The sequence below is a fragment of the Burkholderia sp. 3C genome (assembly GCF_054589155.1).
Window position 1 is genome coordinate 1 of the sequence record NZ_BAAILN010000125.1, and the last position, 17,891, is coordinate 17,891.

The following is a 17,891-nucleotide window of genomic DNA, read 5'->3' on the forward strand; positions in this document are numbered from 1 at the left end:
CTTCGCAAGCGAGGCGCCGCCGGGCCGCGACGGGGCGGGTGCGAGGCGCCCCGCTCAGGGCGCGGCGGGGGCGCTGGCGGGCGCGGCTTGCGAAGCCGGAGCCGCCGGCGGCACGGGGATCGACGGTGCCAGCGGCGAGGACGGCGCGGCCGTGGCCGCGGCGCCGGAAGCCGCCGCCGGCGTGCTGGCGCCCGACGCTGCTGCATCCGCGCCCGGATCGGCGTAGTTCGGCAGGCCGGTCGGCTCGCCGTTCGCGCCACCCGCGCCGGTGCTCGCGCCCGGATCGTCGTAATTCGGCAGCCCGCCCGGCAGCGTGCCGGCCGCGCCCGACGTGCGCAGCAGCGAGCCGTGATACGTCTGCGACTGGCGTTGCTGCGTGTAGGCGTCGCGCACGAACGAATACTTGTCGAGCGCAGCCTGCTGCAGCAGGTCCGACGCACCGAGCAGGTCGGAACGCCCGCTGATGAATTGCCCGATGTACATCGGGTTTCGCACGGCCGGCTCGATGTAGTTCAGCAGGTTGAAGCGCACGTCCACCGTGCGGCCCACGCCGTCGCGGAACGAGCTCGGCCCGAACAGCGGCAGCACCAGGTACGGGCCGGCCGGCACGCCCCAACGCGCGAGCGTCAGGCCGAAATCCTGATGGTGCTTCGGCAGCCCGGCCACCGTCGCCACGTCGAACAGCCCGCCCACGCCGAACACCGTATTGATCACCACCCGCATCACGTCCTCGGTGGCGTCGGTCACGCGCAATTGCAGCAGGTTGTTGGCGACGTTGCCGATGTCGCTGATGTTCGAGAAGAAGCTGCTGATCGCGGTGCGCAGCGGCGTGGGCGTGACCTTCTGGTAGCCCCGCGCGATCGGCGCGGCGAAATGCGTGTCGACCGTATCGTTGACGGAGAAGATCACGCGATTCATCGGTTCGAGCGGGTCGCCCGGGGTACGGTTGGGGCCGGTCGCGCAACCGCTCAGGAGTGCGCCGGCGGTCAGGCTCGCGGCCAGGATTCGCAGTTTATTCATTGATGTCGGGAGATTGGGGCGCGCGTGGCACGCGCGGTTTGCCCATCAGCACGGGTTGGAACACCACGGCGCCGATCAGCGTGCAGGATAGTGCGAGCGCGAGCAGCTTGCCCATGCTCGCCGTGCCCGGGTGATGCGATAACCACAGGCTGCCGAACGCGGTGGCCGTGGTCGCGGCGCTGAACAGCACCGCGTGCGTGAGGCTCGAATGCAGCAGGCCGGTCTGGCCCGCGCGCCATGCCATCACGAAGTACACCTTGAACGCCACGCCCACGCCGAGCATCAGCGGCAGCGCGATGATGTTGGCGAAGTTCAGCGGCATGCCGAACACCACGCACAGCTCGAGCGTGACCACGCCCGACACCAGCAGCGGGATCAGCGTGCGCAGCACGTCGCCGAAGCGGCGCAGCGTGATCCACAACAGGATCGTGATCGACACGAGCGACAGCGCGGCGGCTTGCAGGAACGCCTTGATGATGGTGTCGGCCGAATGCAGGATCGAGATCGGGCCGCCGATGGTGGCCGGCTCGGCGCGTTTCACGGCCTGCGCGAAATGGCGCAGCATGGTGTCGTCGCCGGGGTCGACGCCCGGCGGCACCTTCGGGGAAATCTGCACCAGCGCGCTTCCGTCGGGCGCCACCCAATCGCGCACCATCTGCGGCGGCAGGTTCGCGCGCGTGATCTCGTACGGCTGCAGCAGCGAGGCGAGCTGGCCGAGCGCGAGGGTCAGCGTGTTCGAGAACGCCACCTCGGCGCGGTCGCGCGCGGCGGCATCGGCGGCGGCCAGCTTGGCGAGCGATTGCGACAGATGCTTGGCCTCCGCCGCGCCCGCGCCGGGGTGATCTTCCGACGCGTATTCGAGCAGCGCCGACGCGCGCTTGAGCGCGGCCACGCGTTGCGCGTCGGCGGCGGGCGGCGCGGCCGGTTGCGTCAGCGCGGGCAGCAGCGTGTCGGCGGCCGTCTTGATGGTGGCGAGCTTCTCGGGCTGGTCGGGCGGCAGGAACGACGTGAGCGTGGTGGTGCGGCCCACTTCCGGCAGCTTCGCGAGGCGCGCGGCCGCCGCGTCGGCGTCGGCCAGCGTGGGCGCGAGCATGTGCACGTCGTTGACACCCGCTTCCGGCGAATCCTTCAGCGCGATCAGCGTGGCCATCGATTCGGTGTGCGGATCCTTCAGGTGCAGCGGGTTGAAGTCGAAATGCAGGCGCGTGAGCAGCGGCAGCGCGCAGATCACCACCGCCAGCGTGCCGATCAGGATCGGCTTGCGGTGCCGGTCGAGGTAATCATCCACTGGCGCGAGGCGCGGGAAGCCCGGCGCCTTGGCCTCGCCCGGCGGGTGCATGAGCTTGAGCAGCGCGGGCAGCAGGGTCATGGTGGTCAGGAATGCCACGAACATGCCCACCCCGGCGATCAGGCCCAGCTCCGACACGCCGCGATAGGCGGTGGGCAGGAACGAGAAGAAGCTGGCCGCCACGGCCGCCGTGGCCAGCGAGAGCGGCATGCCCATCGCATGCGCCGCGCCGAGCAGCGCGTGATCGAGGTTCGGATCGCGGTGGCGCTCCTCGCGGTATTTCACGCCGTACTGGATCGCGAAATCCACGCCCAGCCCGACGAACAGCACCATGAACGCCACCGAGATCATGTTCAGCGAGCCGACCATCGCGAGGCCGAGCGCGGCCGTCACGACCAGGCCCACCACCAGCGTGATCAGCACCGCGCCGATCATCCGCTTCGAGCGCAGCGCGAGCCACAGAATGATCAGGACGACGATCAGCGTGCCGATGCCGTTGACGGCGGCGCCGTCTTGCACCGACGCGAATTCCTCGTCGGCCAGCGGCTGCTCGCCGGTCAGGCGCACCACGGCGCCGAAGCGCTTGTCGAGGCCGAGCGAGGCGGCGGTGGCGCGGATGGTCTGGGAGGTTTGCTCGCCGGCCTTCAGCGCACCGTAGTTGACCATCGGCTCGACCGTCACGAACGCGAACGCCGGCTGTTTCGCCGAATCGCTATCGACCAGCGCGCGCCACGAGAACGCGGCGGGCTTGCCGGCCAGCACATCGTCGACGGTGGCGGCGGCGCGGGCGAGCAGCGTCTTCATGCCCGGCAGCGTGACCTGGCCGGTCAGCAGCGGCTGGCCGAGCGTGGTGGACAGCGTGGTGGCGAGGCCGCGCACGCTCGGGTCCTGCGCCAGCGTGTTGACCAGCGGGCGGGCGTCGGCGAGCTTCGCGGTGGTGCGCTTGACGTCGTCGGGCGTGAGGAACAGCAGCGCGTCGCGCTCGAACAGCGGCCCGCCGGCCGGCAGCGACACCTGGCCGATCTTGCCGGCCTGGGTGTCCTTCTCCAGCGCGGCGGCCAGCGCGTTGGCGGCGGCCGAGGCGAATTCGGGCGCGGGCGCTTCCACCACCGCGAGGATGGTCTGGCTGCGCTGCGGGAACGCGTCGTCCACGGCCTTGCCGAGCGCGGCCCATTGCGGCGCGTTGTCGATCAGCTTGCTGATGTCGGTGTTGATCTTGAAATGCTGGACGGTATAGACGCCGCTGAACGCGGCGATCACGAGCGATAGCGCGACGACCAGCAACGGGCGCCGCACCGACCAGGCAACGAGTCGGACGAGTAGGGTTGTCAGCATGGGGCGGGCTGGCGGGACGTCCTTCGGACAAAGTGCTCAAGTATACCGGCGCCACGATTTCGGGGCTGTTATCCCCACGCAGCGGTGCTGGCCGGGGCGATCGGCGGAAAAAGCGTCCGACCCGACCGGCATCGGGTGGCCGGATGCGGCGCGCCGCCGGCCACATCATGTCAGTAGTCCGTGACAAACGTAAGCGAAACGTAACGGCGCGCTCCGCAGCGGGCTCGACGGCGCTGCGCCCGGCTCGGGCCGCTATACTGTTTCGATCCGGAGCCTATTGGCGCCGGCTTCTTTTTTTAGCGAGCACGAACACCGTATGAAACGTCATCTGATTGCATTCGTCGCTGCGGCGGCCGTCTCCGTGTCGGCTTTCGCGCAAAGCGCCCCCGTGGACGTGGTTCGTAACGCCGTCGAAGGCACGGTCAACGCCATGAAGACCGATCCGGGCGCGCGCGGCGGCGACATGGGCAAGATCACGCAGGTCGTCGAGACGCGTTTCCTGCCCGTCACCAACTTCGAGCGCACCACGCGGATCGCCGTCGGGGCCGACTGGGGCAAGGCCAGCCCGGCCCAGCAACAGGAGCTGTACAAGCAATTTCGGCTCCTGATGACGCGCACCTATGCGGCCTCGCTGGCCCAGCTCGGCGGCCAGGACGCGAAGTTCTCGTTCAAGGCGGGCGGCGCGAACGGCAGCGATGCGCTGGTGCAGTCCACCGTGACCACGCCGGGCGACACGCAGAACGTCGGCTACCGGCTCGGCAAGGACGGCAACGACTGGAAGATCTACGACATCGACATGTCCGGTGCGTGGCTGATCCAGGTCTATCAAGGCCAGTTCAAGGCGCAGCTCGCCGCGGGCGGCATCGATGGCCTGATCGCGTTCCTGCAGAAGCACAACGCGCGCGTCAACTGACGTGATGCGGCCGGGGCGCGTCAGCCGATGCGCCCCGGCCGGCCTGATCTGCAGGCCGCCCGCTCCGGTTTCGCCGTCGGTCCGGGCACATGCCTTGCTGCCTTGGCGCGCCCGCGCCGCCCCCTCCGCTCCCAGGTGCTTCCGATGCCGCCTACCGCCGCGCCCGCTTCCGCCCACCCCGCCGCCGCCGAACTGATCGAGCGTTTCGCGCTGCTGCCGCACCCCGAAGGCGGCTATTTCCGCGAAACCTACCGCGCGCCGCTGCGCGTGGGGCGCGAGGCCGACGGCGCGTCGCGCAGCGCCTCCACGGCGATCTATTACCTGTTGTGCGACGGCGCGTATTCCGCCTGGCATCGAATCCGCTCCGACGAGGTCTGGCATTTCTACGCGGGCGATCCGCTCGACGTCTACCTGCTCGACGATGCCGACGGCCTCGTGATCCACCGTCTCGGCAATCCGCTGCTGCATCCCGGTGCCGTGAGCCAGGCCGTGGTGCCGGCCGGGCGCTGGTTCGGCGCGGCCTGCGCCGACTCGGCCGGGTTCGCGCTGGTGGGCTGCACGGTCGCGCCGGGCTTCGAGTTCGCCGAATTCGAGCTGGCCGACCCGCAGGCGCTCGCGCGCCAGTTCCCGCAGCACGCCGAAGCCGTCGCGCGCCTCGCGCGCTGAGGCCCGCGGCTCGCCGCCCACCGCTTAACGGCGGCGCTGTTCCACCGCGAACTTGATCAATTCCGCCTGCCCCTCGATGCCGAGCTTGCGCTTGAGGTTGAGCCGGTGCGTCTCGACGGTGCGCACGGATAACCCGTTCTGCTGCGCGATCTGCTTGCTCGACAGCCCCTCGGCCAGCGCATCCAGAATGTCGCGCTCGCGCGGCGTGAGCCGCTCCACCGGCCCGGCCCCCGCGCTGGCGTGGATCATCCGCGCGGCCAGCCCCTCGCTGAAGAAGGTCTGCCCGGCCAGCACCGCGCCGATGCCGCGCACGATCTCGCTGGCCGGCGAATCCTTCAGCAGATAGCCGCTCGCGCCGGCCCGCACGGCCTGCGTCACGTATTCGACGTTGTCGTGCATCGACAGCATCACCACCCGGATCGCCGGAAAGCGCTCGTGGAACACGCCGGCCAGCGCGATGCCGTTCATGCCCTGCATGCCGACATCCATCAGCGCGAGATCGGGTTCGAGCGATGCGGCCAGCGCGAGCGCGTCGGCCGCATTGCCGGCCTCGCCGGCCACCACCAGGCCCGGCACGGCTTCGAGCCGCATCTTGAGGCCGTCGCGCACCAGCGGGTGATCGTCGACCAGCAGCAGCCGGGCGGTGGGCGCCGAAGCGTCGGGAGAGAAAGCCGTCATCGTGATTCCGTGTCGGTGGGTCGGGCGGCGGCGGGCGCAGTGGCGCGCAGCGGCACGCGCGCGCTGATCACCGTGTGGCCCGGCTGCGACCGGATCGTGAGGATGCCGCCGAGCGCCGCGATGCGCTCGCGCATGTTGCGCAGCCCGACGCCGCGGTGCGGATCGGCCTGGGTGCGTTCGACGTCGAAGCCGCGGCCGTTGTCGGCCACGCTGAGGGCCACCGAATGCGCGCCGATGTCGAGCGACACCGCGCCGCGCGTGGCCTGCGCATGGCGCAGCAGGTTGGTCAGCGCTTCCTGGGCGATCCGGAACAGCGCGGTGTTGACGGCGGCCGGCAGCGGCGGCGCGCCCGAATGGGCGACCTGCGTGTAGCCGATCTCGACGCCGCTCTCGCCCTGCCCCTGCAATTCGCGGATCAACTGATCGAGCGCGGCGGCCAGGCCGAGATCGTCGAGCATCGCGGGCCGCAGCGCATGCGAGATGCGGCGCACCTCGCGCAGCACGTCGCCGAGCCGCGTGGCGCTCTTGGCCAGCGCGCCTTCGGCCGACGCATCGCGCGCCGGGCCGCGTTCGAGCCGTTCCAGCACCGATTCGAGCATCAGCTTGACCGACACCATCATCTGGCTGATGCCGTCGTGCAGCTCGCGCGAGAGCCGCGCGCGTTCGTCTTCCTGCGATTCCACCACGCGCTGCGCGAGCGCTTTCAGACGCGCATCGGCGTGGCGCGATTCGCTGACGTTGAGCACCAGCGCGCACAGCGCGATCACGGCCGCGCCGGCCAGCGCGATCGCGGCCAGCCCTTTCATCGTGCTGTCGATTTCGGCCGAGGCGCGTGCGTCGATGTTGGCCAGCGCGCGATCGACGTCGTCGAGATAGATGCCGGTGCCGAGCATCCAGCCCCAGCGTTCGAGCGCCACCACGTAGCCGAGCTTGCCCTCGATGCGCCCGGTGGACGGCCGCTGCCACTGGTAGCGCACGTAGCCGCCGCCGTGCGAGGCCGCATCCACCAGCTGCTGGATGGTGGGCGCGCCCAATGCGTCGCGCATCGCCCAGAAGTTGCGGCCCACGCGCTCGGGCTCGCGCGGATGCATCAGCGAATTGCCCTGCAGGTCGTAGACGAAGAAGTAGCCGTCGGGGCCGAAATCCATCTTGCGCAAGATTTCGAGCGCCTGGGCGCGCCGCGTGTCCTCGCCGGCCGCGCCGTCGCGCGAGGCGGCGTACAGCGGCGCGATCGCGCTGGTCGCCAGCTCGACGTAATGCTTGAGTTCGAGTTCCTTGCTGGCCAGATAGGCCGATTCGATCGTCTCGTGCTGCGCGCGCGCCAGCGACGTGGCCTGCTGGCGCACGCCGAAGCCGATCGCGGCGATCGCGGCCAGGAACGGCACGATCGCGAGCAGGAGGATCTTCGCCTTGAGTTTCATGTTCGGTCGACGGGGAAACACGGCCCGCCGTGGGGCGGGCGCCGGCGCTATTGTCCGCGATTTCGCCGCGCCGCAGCGCGGCCGGCCGTGCACGCTTGCCGGCCTCGCGCGCGCGGCGATGTGAGAAGTCGATTTCCCAATCGCCCACGGGGTGAGTAAGATGGGGCCATTTTCTGGATGGAGTACCCGCAATGCTGACCGCCGTGCTGGAAGACGATGCCGACCAACGCGACCTGATCATGTTGTGGCTCGAACATGGCGGGCATCGCGCACAGGGTTTCGCAACGGGCGCCGCATTCACCGAGGCGCTGAAGAACGACCGCTACCAATTGCTCGTGATCGACTGGATGCTGCCCGACACCACGGGCGACGCGATGATCCAGTGGGTGCGCGACAACCTCGGCTGGAACGTGCCGGTGATCGTGCTGACCGCGCGCGACGACGAGCAGACCGTGCTGACCGCGCTGCGCGCCGGCGCCGACGATTACCTCGTCAAGCCGGCCCGCTCGGCCGAGATGCTGGCGCGGATCGCGGCCGTGGCGCGCCGCTACGGGCTGGGCGGCAAGGCGCCGCTCACGCTCGGCGCCTACGAGATCGACATCCAGCGCGTGCGGATCTCCGTGAACGGCACGGCGGTCGATCTGACCCAGAAGGAATTCGATCTGGCCGTCTACATGTTCCAGAGCCCGGGCCAGTTGCTGTCGCGCGATCACCTGCTGAACCGCGTGTGGGGCGTGCATGCCGATGTGGACACGCGCACCGTCGACACCCACGTGAGCCGCCTGCGCAAGAAGCTGCAACTCGACGGCTCGAACGGCTGGAAGGTGATCCCGATCTACGGCTACGGCTACCGCTGCGTGCGGCTCGACGCGCCGGAGTAAAGCCGGGCGGCCGGCTTCACAAGGCTGCGTTCACAAGGCGGTCAACGCCGCAGCGCGTCGTGCATCGCGACGCGCTGCGGCGTTTTCGTTTCATTCCCTGCGATTGTTTCGATCGTCGTACCTATGCGCGTCATTGCCACGGGCCGGGCGGCGCGTTTCGGCCGCCGTCGGTGGCGCGCCAGGCGTCTTCCACCTGTGCGCGTCGGGCCAGCGCATGACGATGCCCCTGTCCGCTCGACGACAACCCGCCGCCGCAGCGATACCCCCATCCCGCCAGCGTGAGCCACGCCGATTCGACGCGGTTCGCGAGCCACGCGCTGGTCGTGCCGCGATGCTTGCCGAGATAGAGCAGGCGGCTGCGCAGCCGCCAGCGTTCGCGCTGGGCCGCCGCCTGCGGTTCGAACCAGGCATCGGCATGGGTGCGCGCCACGAACCGCGCCCGCACGTCCGGCCACACCATCACCTCGAAACCGGCCTCGCCCACGCGCCGGCAGAAATCGATGTCCTCGCAATACATGAAGAAGCGCGTATCGAAGCCGTCGAGATAGCGGAATACGTCGTGCCGCACGATCGCGAACGCGTCGGACACCCAATCGACGCGACGCGCCGGCGGACGCGGCAGCAGGTCGGGATCGAGCGCCGGATGACGCGGCTGCTCGCCGTGCGCGGCCGGCCCGCGCCACGCGAACGCGTCGCCGAGGGTGGTCGGGAACCGGTGCGAGGTCGGCACGTCGTAGCCCTGCCGATCGACCAGCCGCCCGCCCGCGATGCCCACCTGCGGATTGACGAGCATGCGCGCGGCGGCGCGCGCGATCATCGCGGGCTGCGCGTGAGCGCCGGGATGCAGGAACAGCAGCAGCGCGCCGAGCGCCTCCTGCGCGGCCAGGTTGCAGGCCGCCGCATAGCCGAGATTGACCGGCGAGCGGATCAGCCGCACCCAGTCGAAGCGCGTCTCGATGCGCTCGGCGGTGCCGTCGGTCGAGGCGTTGTCGATCACGATCACCTGCCAGTCGCGATAGCGCGCGGCCATCGCCAGCATCTCGAGTTGCGCGTCGATCCGATCGGCGGCGTTGTGCGCGACGATCAGGATCGACAACGCCCGTCGGGCCAGCACGTGCTTGTGCGGGGACGGGCGGGTGTCGGACGGCGCGGCCTGCCGGGTGCCATAGAGCCGGATCACGGTGGATTCCGGCGCTGGCGCGCGGCCGGCCTCGTCATTGCGCTTCGCCAGGCTGGTGGCGAGCCGCGCGTCGCGCACGTGCGGCGGCGTAACGGCTGCGATAGGCGAGTTGGCCATAGAGAATCGGCAGTTGTTGCAGATGCGCATGCAGCGCATAGAGCGTGGCAAGACGCCAATCGCCGGCATTCGAGCGGGCGTTCAGCGTGGTGTGCAGCAGCGCGGCGGCGAACAGCGCGGCGATGCTCCACGCGATCTGCGGCAGCACGGCGAGCAGCACGGAAAAGGTCAGCAGCGCCACGCCGAGCGCGGCGCTCCAGGCCAGGTTGCGTTGCGGCGCATGGCCGTGCGGAAACGCGGCGCGGCCTTCGGCGCGCGCATCGGCGGCCGCATAGGATTCGCCGATCCGCACCGCGCGGCGCCAATAGTCGCCAAAGCGCGCCAGCGCGTCGTCGTGGCGCGCCATCGGCAGATCCAGCTCGGCGATCTGCCAGCGTTGCGCGTTGAGGCGCTGGCACAGGTCGGCGGCTTCGCCGTCGATGTAATAGGGGTCGAAGCCGCCGGCTTCATCGAGTGCTTCGCGGCGGTACAGCGCATCGCCGGCGCAATCGAGCGCGTCGCCGGCCGGCATCAGGCCGTCCAGGTCGACCACGGCCGCGTAGCCGGACTGATGCGGCAGCGCTTCGCGGCATTGGCCGCGCACGGCGGCGTAGCCGTGCCGTTCGAGTTGGGCGAGCGCCTTGCGCGGAAATTGACGGTCGAGCAGCGTATCGGCGGCGAGAAACAGCACCGTGTCGGCTTCGGTCGCGCGCCAGCCGGCGTTGCGCATCGCGCCGCGCGTGACCGGATGGTGGGCCGCGAGCGATTCGGCCCGCACCACGCGGGCGCCTTTCAGGGCGGCCAGCGCGGCGTCCCGGCCGAGCGGCGTATCGGTCGCGTAGATCACCTCGACCGGCAGATCATGCCAGTCGGCGCCGTGCACGCTGCGCAGGCAGCGCGACAGTGCGCCGCCGCGATCGCGCCCCGTCACCACCACGGCGATGCGCGGCGCGTTCAAAATTCTTCCTCCATCGGCGCGCGGAACGCGCTGCCGACCCAGCACGGCGCGGGCTGACGGCGCAGCGGCGCGGCGTTCGCGCGCAGCCGGCGCCATTCGCGGGCCGATTGCGGCAGATGACGCATCCGTCCCGGCTGCAGGCGAACGTCGTCCTGCCTGCCGCCCGACTGGCGGCTGCAACGTTGTTGTGCGTCCAAAGAAATTGCGATCATCGCGTAGCCCCTGCTGCGTGGATGGGCGTATTTCAACGCGAATCGGCCGAGGAATCGTGACGAAACTGCAAACGTAGGTACCTATAAAGGGCCGGATGCCTGACGTTCGAGGGACTTGAGGAGAAAACGGCTACTACCGGGGCGGCCTGTGCGGCCGCCCCGGTAGTGGTGTCAGATCGGCACCGTATGTTGCCGCTTGGTCAGCAGCACGCGATTGATGCCGTTGAGGTGCGCGTGGCTGACCTCGTCGCAGCTTTCCCGAATGATGAACAGCCCGAAGCCGCCTTCCGATTCGCCCGAGAAATCGGGCGCCAGCTCGGCCGGCGGCGTGAACGGCCGGCCGTCGTAGACGAATTCGAGCGTGGCGACGCCGTGATTGGCCGTGCAGACCACCTCGATCGGCCCGTCGCCCGGCTGCGAATCGTGGCGCATCACGTTGCTGGCCAGTTCGACGGCGGCCAGCGCGAGCGCGGCGGCGGCGTCCTCGCCGATGCCGGCCGCCGCGTGCGTCATGACGAAGCCGCGCAGCAACTGCAACTGCGACAGCGTGCGCGGCAGGTCGAGCCGCGCGCGGCGCGCGAGCGCTTCGCCGTCCGGCAGTTGCAGCACCAGCATCGTCATGTCGTCGGGAATCCGCGCGCTGTGCGTGAAGGCTTCCACCGCCGCGCGCATGCCGCGCACGATCGTGCCGGGGCGGCGGTGGCTCGGCAGCAGCCCGCGCAGCGTGGACGACAAACGATTCAGGCCGAATCGCTCGCCGGCACGATCGACCGCGTCGGTCAGGCCGTCCGAATAGAGCACCACGGTGTCGCCCGCGCCGAGCCGCACCGTATCCTCGAACACCTCGTCCTCCTCGATCACGCCGAGCGGCGGATGCTGATTGCGCAGGAATTCGGGCGGCGCCTTGCCGCGAAACACCATGGTTTCCTCGTGCCCGCAGCCCACCCAGGTGGCGGTGCCGCGCGCGCGGTCGATGCGCAGGTAGCAAAGCGTGACGAAGCTGTCGAGCGCCTGCAGCCGCGCGTGCATGGCGTGCTGCGCGTGCGCCACGATGCGCGCGGGCGACGGCCGCGGTGCGCCGGGCACGCCGTGCGCGATCAGCTCGGCGATCGAGCGCGAGAACTGCATCTTCAGCGCCGCGCCGAGCAGCGCGGCCGGCACGCCCTTGCCCATCGCGTCGCCGACCAGCAGGTCGAAGCAGCCTTCGTCGAATTCGAACCAGTCGAAGAAATCGCCGTTGATGCCGCGCGAGGCCACGTTGAAGCTGGCGATCAGGCAGCCGTGCACGGCCGGCGGCAGGTCGCCGATCAGCAGGCCGCGCTGGATGCCCGCGCCGAGTTCCAATTCGGCGCGCTGCGCGGCCTGCAGCGCGTGTTCGCCGGCCACCTGCTGGCTGATGTCGGTCTGGATCAGGAACGCGTGCTTGGTGTTCTGCGACGTGTTCATGATCGGCACCAGGGTGGAGGCGGTCCAGAACAGCGAGCCGTCGCGGCGGCGGTGCACGAGCTGGCCGCTCCACGGCGCGCCTTCGCGGATCAGCTCGGGCAGGCGGTCCACGGCCTGTTCGGCGGCGTCGTCGGGGCGCAGCAGGCGGAACGACTGGCCGATCAGTTCGTCGCTCGGGTAGCCGCTGACCGACGCCAGCATCGAATTCGCGTAGAGGAACGTGCCGTCGGGCGCGACGATGCTGACGATCGCGTGCTCGTCGAGCGCGTTCTTCAGGCCGCGCAGGTCGGACGACGAATCGCGGTATTTGGCCAGCAACTGGGCGCGCTCCTGCGCGACGCGCTTGGCTTCCGACAGGTCGCGCACCGTGCAGAAGTAGAACAGCTCGCCGTCCACGTCCACCGGCGCGACCGAGATCTCGGCCGGAAACACGCGGCCGTTGGCGCGCCGCGCGTTCAGTTCGAGCCGGCTGCGCGGCGCGTTCGAGCGATCGTCCTCGCCGGCGGCGCGTTCGCGCATCAGTTCGTGGATCTCGTCGGGCAGCAGCGCCTCGCCGGGCTGGCCGATCAGGTTTTCGGCGCGGTAGCCGAAGATGCGTTCGGCCTCGCGGTTGAACTCGACCACGTGGCCGAGCGCGTCGAGCGTGACCATGCCGTCCATCGCGCTGGTCAGCACCGCCGTGTTGCGCGCCTCGCTGCTCGCGATCTCGCGCATCAACTGGCCGAGCGCGGCGATGGTCAGCGCGTTCTGGCGCAGGCTGCGCGCGGCGGCCGTGCACACCACGCCCCACAGCACCAGCACCGCGCCGGCGCCGAATGCCACCCAGCACGCGAGCGCGCGCCAGCCGGCCAGCGCCCGATCGGCCGGGGTGGCGACGATGGTGACGAGCGGCCAGCGCCGCGCGGTTCGATAGGCGCCGATGCTGCTTACGCCGTCGAGGTCGAGCGCGGAGAACGCGCCGGCTTCGGCATGCGGCAGCCGCGTGCGGAACAGCGGCGAGCCGACCAGGTTGTCGCCCTTGTCGAGCGGCGCCCCGGTGGATATCACCGGCGTGCCGTCGAGCATGACCAGCGCGGCCGAACGCGGCGCGTCGGCCAGCAGCATCTGGAACGTGCTCTTCAGGTAATCGGGGTTCAGCGAGACGACGATGCGGACCACGTCGCCGCTCGGCGTCACGCTGGTGCGCGCGAGCGGGATGAAGCGCAGCGGCAGCGCATTGGGCGGCGCGGGCCGCGCGCCGCGCACCAGCAGCGAATCGGCCAGGTCGCGGCCCGCGAGCGGCCGGCCGATCGTGAGATTGCCGTCGGCGTTCGGCACGCGCGGCCCCGGCAGCCGCGATTGATCGATGCGGATGCCCACGTTCGGCTCGTACGAGCTGGCGATCACCTCGCCCTCGCTGTCGACCAGCGAGACGCTGCGGATCGCCGGCGTGCCGGTGATAGTGCGCGCGAGCATCGCGTCGGCCAGCCCGGCGCCCGCCCGGTCGGGCGATTGGAGCATGCTGTCGATCGATCGCACGATCGAATTGGCGGTGCCGATCGCGCGCCCGCTTTCGTCGTCGAGCGCGCGCGCCAGCATCACGGCGGCGTTGCGTTCGTCGTTGATCGCGCCGCGATGCTCCCACCAGGCGAACGCGCCGGCCGCGCCGATCAGCAGCGCGCCGGCCAGCGTGCCGCCGATCAGCACCGAGCGGCTGGTGAGCCAGGCCGGAAGGTGCGCGGTGTGATGCCGGATGATCGCTTCGATTCGTTTCACTGGAGCAGCATGACCTCGGTCAGGTGATGGCGGCGCGCCGCGGCGGCGAGCCGGCCGTCGTGCTGGATGCGCGTGATGAAGGCGTCGACGGTGTGCAGCCAGGCATCGTCGCCGGGGCGCACCGCATACGCGTACGGCATCGGATCGAACGGCTGCGGCGGCGCGACGAGCCGCGCCCACTCGGCATTCTCCAGCAGCCGGTGCGCATACGGAAGCCCGCCGATCAGCACGTCGATGCGGCCCGATTGCAGCTCGTCCTCGCGGTTGCGTTGCGGGTCGAGCACCACGATGGTCGCGTGCCCGAGCGTCTCGCGCAGGCGCGGTTCGACCTGCGAGCCGCGCTGCACGCCCACCCGCACGCCGGGCCGGTCGATATCGGCCCAGCTGCGCACCACCTCGCTGCCGCGCGATGCGACCCCGACGATGCCGCCTTCCAGGTAGGGCTTGCTGAAGCGCAGCGTGGCATGGCGCGATGCCGTGGCGGCGATCGCCAGCATGGCGATGTCGCAGCGCTCGGCCAGCAGGTCGTCGGAGAAGGTGTCGAAACGGGTGTCGATCATCACGAGCTGGGTGCCGAGATCGGTGGCGAACGCGGCCGCCAGATCGACGTCGAGCCCGCGTGGCTGGCCGGTGCGCGGGTCGCGGTAGTTGATGCCGGCGTCGCTTTGCGAGAGGCACACGCGCAGCGTGCGCGTGGCGTGGATGCGATCGAGCACGCTGCCGGCGACGGCGTCGCTGCCAGCACTCGCGAGCGCGGCGCACAGCAGCGCGGCCGAAGCATGGGCCGAGGCGCGGGCCGGCGGGCGGCGCGGCAGCCGTTTCGTCAGAGTGCGCAGGTCGGGCCAGCGGGCCATCGTGTCGTTCCTTGCGCGTTCCGCGCGCATCGGTGGGCTGCCCGGCCGGGGCTGGCTGGGCCGTCGGGCGTGCATTGCAGCATGGGTGGGGACGGAAAGTGTGGCGCGATCGTGACGGACCGCTTCGGCATCAGTGCGCCGGGCGGCCCGGGTTCACGCGAACGCGGCGAGCGCGTCGTCGGCGCTCGCGTGCACGCTGAACACGCGATGCATCCGCATCAGCTCGAACAGCGCGTTGACCGGCTTGGTCATCGCGCACAGCTTGAAATCGCCGCCGCGCCGATGCGTCTCGCGCAGGCACGCGATCAGCGCGCCGAGGCCGGAACTGTCGACGAAGCTCAGGGACGACATGTCGAACACGATGCGCGCTTCCTGGGCGAGCAGCGGTGCGATCGCATCCTTGAACGCCTGAACGTTGCCGGCGTCGAGATGCGGGTCGGCCGAGCGTACGAGCAGCGGGCCGGACGGCGCGTGGGTGGTCTGCAATTCCATCTCGATGATCCTCTTGGGGCTGGCCGCGGCCCGGCGGGCGGCGGCACGGGGACGCTATTGGGCCGTGGGCGGCGTGTCGGGGGCGGTGCGCGATGCGCCGGCGTACGCCTCGTCGATACCGGCCACGAGCGCCGCGAACGGCGCGCTCTGACTGTCCGGCTGCGCGCCGTCGGCGGTGATGCGCCCTTCCAGCGCGCGCGCGGCCTGGCCGATCGCCTCGAAGCCGTAGGACAGCGCCGCGCCGGCCAGGCGGTGCAGCGCGATTGCGAGCACCGCGCGCGGCCGGTCGGCATCGGGTGTGCCCGCCAGGGCGTTCCATTCGTGCCAGGCGGCCGTCAGTTCGTCGCGGCGTGCGCCGAGCCCGGAGGTGAAGCGCGCGCGCAGCAACGCGAGCTGGCGCTCGAATTCAGGAGGCGTGTCCGGCGCGTTTATCACGGGCGTAATCCCAGTAGATCTTCAGATGTTCGGGCAGCGTCATCGGATCGAACGGCTTGACGATCACGCCGGTGGCGCCGTGTTCGAGCAGCGCCTCGATTTCGTCGGGCAGCGCGCGCGCCGACATCAGCACGATCGGCGTGTCGCGCAACGCCGGCCTTTCGCGCAGCGCGCGCATGGTGTCGGGGCCGCTCAGCGTCGGCATCATCACGTCGAGCAGGATCAGGTCGGGCTGGAATGCGTCGGCCTCGGCCAGTGCGTCGGCGCCGTCCGGGCACAGCCGGACTTCATAGCCGCCAACCGCGCCGAGGCTGAATTCGAGGATCGCCCGGATATCCGGGTCGTCCTCCGCGCAGAGCACCTTGTGGAGCGTCGCGCTCATCGATGGGAACCTCCGTCGGGGTGGGCGATGCGCCGCGCGGCACGCAGCAGCGCATCGTCGTCGGTGCCGCGTTTGGGCAACCGGTCGGCCGCGAGTGCCGAAGCGGCGGCCGGAACGTCGTCAGTGTAGAGCAGGATCGGCGCGGGGCCGGCGATTTCTCGCAGGCGGCGCGCGAGGTGCGCCGCTTCGGTGCTGTCCGGCGCGGGATCGGCGACCAGCAGCGCCGGCGCGATCACGGCGGCGTCACCCAGCGCGTCGGGCGCGGCGGCCTCGATCGTGTCGAATCGGGGCGCGAGCGCGGCGGCCGTGCGGGCGCGGGCGAGCGCATCGGCGTCGATCACGAACGCCACCGGGCGTGCCGGCGGCAGCGTGGCCGAGGCATCGCCGAGCGGCAGGTCCACGTGGAATTCGGCGCCGTGGCCCGGCGTGGATACCAGCCCGACCCGGCCGTGCATGCGCTCGACCAGCACCTGCGTGATATGCAGCCCGAGCCCGGTGCCGGTGCCGACGCGGCGGTCGCGCTCGTCGGCTTGCGAGAATTTCTCGAAGATGCGCGCGCGGAACGCTTCGGGGATGCCGCCGCCATGATCGCGCACCGCGATCCGGGCACGCGTGCCGTCGGCGTGGCCGCGGATTTCCACGGCGCCGCCAGCCGGCGAATTCTTGATCGCGTTCGACAGCAGGTTCGCCATCACCTGCAGGAAGCGGTCGGGATCGACCCACACCTCGCAGCCGAACGGCTTGCCGACGCGCGTGAGCACCACGCCCGCGCGGCGCGCGTAGTCGAGGTTGGCGGCCAGCGCCTCGTCGAGCAGCGTATCGAGCGCGCAGGCGCGGCGTTGCAGCGCCATGCGGTCGGCTTCGAGCTTGGCGACGTCGAGCACGTCGTCGATCAGGCGGCCGAGCCGTTCGCCGTTGCGGCGCGCGATATCCACCAGCTTCTGCGCGGGCGCGGGCAAGGCGCCTGCCGCACCGCCCGCGAGCAGATCGATGGCGCCCTTCACCGAGGTGAGCGGCGTGCGCAGCTCGTGGCTGACGGTGCTGAGGAAATCGTCCTTGAGGCGGTCGAGCCGGCGCTGTTCGGTCAGATCGCGGATCACCAGCGAGACGCGCGGGCGCGTGCTGTTGCGCCAGCGGCTGATGCGGATGTCGGCCGGGAACGCGTCGCCCGCGGGGCCGCGCACGTGGGCCTGGCACGAAGCCGGCGGCGTATCGGTGCGCAGCCGTTCGGCCAGCTCGGCGGGCAGCAGCGAATCGAGCGGCACGCCGTCATCGGGCAACGCGGCCAGGCCGAGCAGCGCATAGCCGGCCTCGTTCGCATCGCAGATGTGCACGCCGTCCTCGATGGTCAGCACCGCGTCGCCCACGTGATCGAACAGTTCGCGGTTGTGCGCGGCGAGGTGCGACACGCGCGATTGCAGCTCGAGCACGTGGCCGATGTTGCGGATCTTGGCGGCGAGCAGCGCGCCGTCCACCGGCTTCACGAGGTAGTCGTCGGCGCCTTCTTCCACCGCGCGCACGAAATGTTCGGCGCCGCTCAGCGACGACATCACGACGATCGGCAGCCAGGCGCGCTCGTGCAGCGCGCGCAGGCGGCGCGTGGCCTCGAAGCCATCCATGTCGGGCATCAGCAGGTCGAGCAGCACGAGATCCACATCGGTGCCCTCGACGATGCGCAGCGCGGTCGCGCCGCTGTCGGCCTCGATCACGCGGTGGCCGGCCGCGCGAACTTGCGAGGCGGTTTCCGTGCGGCTCGCGGCGATGTCGTCGACGACGAGCACGCGCAGCGGGTTGTCGGGAGCGGGAAGCGTGATCGAATCGGTCATCGTGGGGAGGTGCCGGCGCGCGGCACGCAGCGACGGAGTGAGAGCGGGACCGA

The 17,891-nt window shown here is 70.6% G+C and carries 16 protein-coding genes; 3 read left to right on the top strand and 13 right to left on the bottom strand.

What is annotated here, in order from left to right; translation table 11 throughout:
* Window positions 1-54: 54 nt before the first annotated feature.
* Together ACYP33_RS25015 and hpnN are read right to left on the bottom strand one after the other, a co-directional pair.
* Window positions 55-1,020, bottom strand: coding sequence for an MlaA family lipoprotein (locus ACYP33_RS25015; protein ID WP_459624337.1), 966 nt, complete (start codon window positions 1,018-1,020; stop codon window positions 55-57).
* A complete protein-coding gene (gene hpnN, locus ACYP33_RS25020; RefSeq protein ID WP_459624338.1) occupies window positions 1,013-3,643 on the bottom strand; it encodes a hopanoid transporter HpnN in 2,631 nt (876 codons plus the stop codon). Before hpnN ends, ACYP33_RS25015 begins: the two co-directional genes overlap by 8 nt.
* A gap of 316 nt (window positions 3,644-3,959) precedes the next feature.
* Between hpnN and ACYP33_RS25025 the strand changes: the two genes are divergently transcribed.
* Window positions 3,960-4,556, top strand: coding sequence for an MlaC/ttg2D family ABC transporter substrate-binding protein (locus ACYP33_RS25025; protein WP_414448777.1), 597 nt, complete (start codon window positions 3,960-3,962; stop codon window positions 4,554-4,556).
* 144 nt (window positions 4,557-4,700) lie between these two features.
* Complete coding sequence (locus tag ACYP33_RS25030; protein ID WP_459624339.1) at window positions 4,701-5,222, top strand: cupin domain-containing protein; 522 nt, start codon at window positions 4,701-4,703, stop codon at window positions 5,220-5,222.
* Window positions 5,223-5,246: 24 nt separating this feature from the next.
* Here ACYP33_RS25030 and ACYP33_RS25035 read toward each other — a convergent pair whose 3' ends face one another.
* Together ACYP33_RS25035 and ACYP33_RS25040 are read right to left on the bottom strand one after the other, a co-directional pair.
* Window positions 5,247-5,900, bottom strand: coding sequence for a response regulator (locus ACYP33_RS25035; protein ID WP_414448779.1), 654 nt, complete (start codon window positions 5,898-5,900; stop codon window positions 5,247-5,249).
* Window positions 5,897-7,321 (bottom strand): cache domain-containing protein, encoded by a 1,425-nt coding sequence (locus ACYP33_RS25040; RefSeq protein ID WP_414448780.1) that lies wholly within the window; start codon window positions 7,319-7,321, stop codon window positions 5,897-5,899. The genes ACYP33_RS25035 and ACYP33_RS25040 overlap by 4 nt, the downstream gene beginning before the upstream one ends.
* A 191-nt stretch (window positions 7,322-7,512) precedes the next feature.
* Between ACYP33_RS25040 and ACYP33_RS25045 the strand changes: the two genes are divergently transcribed.
* The gene (locus ACYP33_RS25045; protein WP_414440561.1) at window positions 7,513-8,202 is read left to right on the top strand and encodes a response regulator transcription factor; all 690 of its coding nucleotides are present in this window, start codon (window positions 7,513-7,515) and stop codon (window positions 8,200-8,202) included.
* A 130-nt stretch (window positions 8,203-8,332) separates the two neighbouring features.
* Here the strand turns inward: ACYP33_RS25045 and ACYP33_RS25050 are convergent, their stop codons facing one another.
* The 9 genes from ACYP33_RS25050 to ACYP33_RS25090 form a co-directional block, all read right to left on the bottom strand.
* Window positions 8,333-9,499, bottom strand: a complete 1,167-nt coding sequence (locus tag ACYP33_RS25050) for a glycosyltransferase family 2 protein (protein WP_459624340.1) — start codon at window positions 9,497-9,499, stop codon at window positions 8,333-8,335.
* The gene (locus ACYP33_RS25055) at window positions 9,417-10,436 is read right to left on the bottom strand and encodes a glycosyltransferase family 2 protein (protein WP_459624341.1); all 1,020 of its coding nucleotides are present in this window, start codon (window positions 10,434-10,436) and stop codon (window positions 9,417-9,419) included. Before ACYP33_RS25055 ends, ACYP33_RS25050 begins: the two co-directional genes overlap by 83 nt.
* Window positions 10,433-10,648, bottom strand: a complete 216-nt coding sequence (locus ACYP33_RS25060; RefSeq protein WP_459624342.1) for a hypothetical protein — start codon at window positions 10,646-10,648, stop codon at window positions 10,433-10,435. The genes ACYP33_RS25055 and ACYP33_RS25060 overlap by 4 nt, the downstream gene beginning before the upstream one ends.
* A gap of 171 nt (window positions 10,649-10,819) precedes the next feature.
* Window positions 10,820-13,849, bottom strand: a complete 3,030-nt coding sequence (locus ACYP33_RS25065; protein ID WP_459624343.1) for a SpoIIE family protein phosphatase — start codon at window positions 13,847-13,849, stop codon at window positions 10,820-10,822.
* Complete coding sequence (locus ACYP33_RS25070; protein ID WP_459624344.1) at window positions 13,846-14,703, bottom strand: ABC transporter substrate-binding protein; 858 nt, start codon at window positions 14,701-14,703, stop codon at window positions 13,846-13,848. The genes ACYP33_RS25065 and ACYP33_RS25070 overlap by 4 nt, the downstream gene beginning before the upstream one ends.
* A 153-nt stretch (window positions 14,704-14,856) precedes the next feature.
* On the bottom strand, window positions 14,857-15,195 hold the full coding sequence (locus ACYP33_RS25075; protein ID WP_414448786.1) for an STAS domain-containing protein: 339 nt from the start codon (window positions 15,193-15,195) through the stop codon (window positions 14,857-14,859).
* Between the two features lie 54 nt (window positions 15,196-15,249).
* Window positions 15,250-15,630: an Hpt domain-containing protein gene (locus ACYP33_RS25080; RefSeq protein WP_414448787.1), complete on the bottom strand. Its 381-nt coding sequence runs from the start codon at window positions 15,628-15,630 to the stop codon at window positions 15,250-15,252.
* Window positions 15,602-16,012: a response regulator gene (locus tag ACYP33_RS25085; RefSeq protein WP_414448788.1), complete on the bottom strand. Its 411-nt coding sequence runs from the start codon at window positions 16,010-16,012 to the stop codon at window positions 15,602-15,604. The genes ACYP33_RS25080 and ACYP33_RS25085 overlap by 29 nt, the downstream gene beginning before the upstream one ends.
* Window positions 16,009-17,838, bottom strand: coding sequence for an ATP-binding protein (locus tag ACYP33_RS25090; protein WP_459624345.1), 1,830 nt, complete (start codon window positions 17,836-17,838; stop codon window positions 16,009-16,011). Before ACYP33_RS25090 ends, ACYP33_RS25085 begins: the two co-directional genes overlap by 4 nt.
* Between the last annotated feature and the right edge of the window lie 53 nt (window positions 17,839-17,891).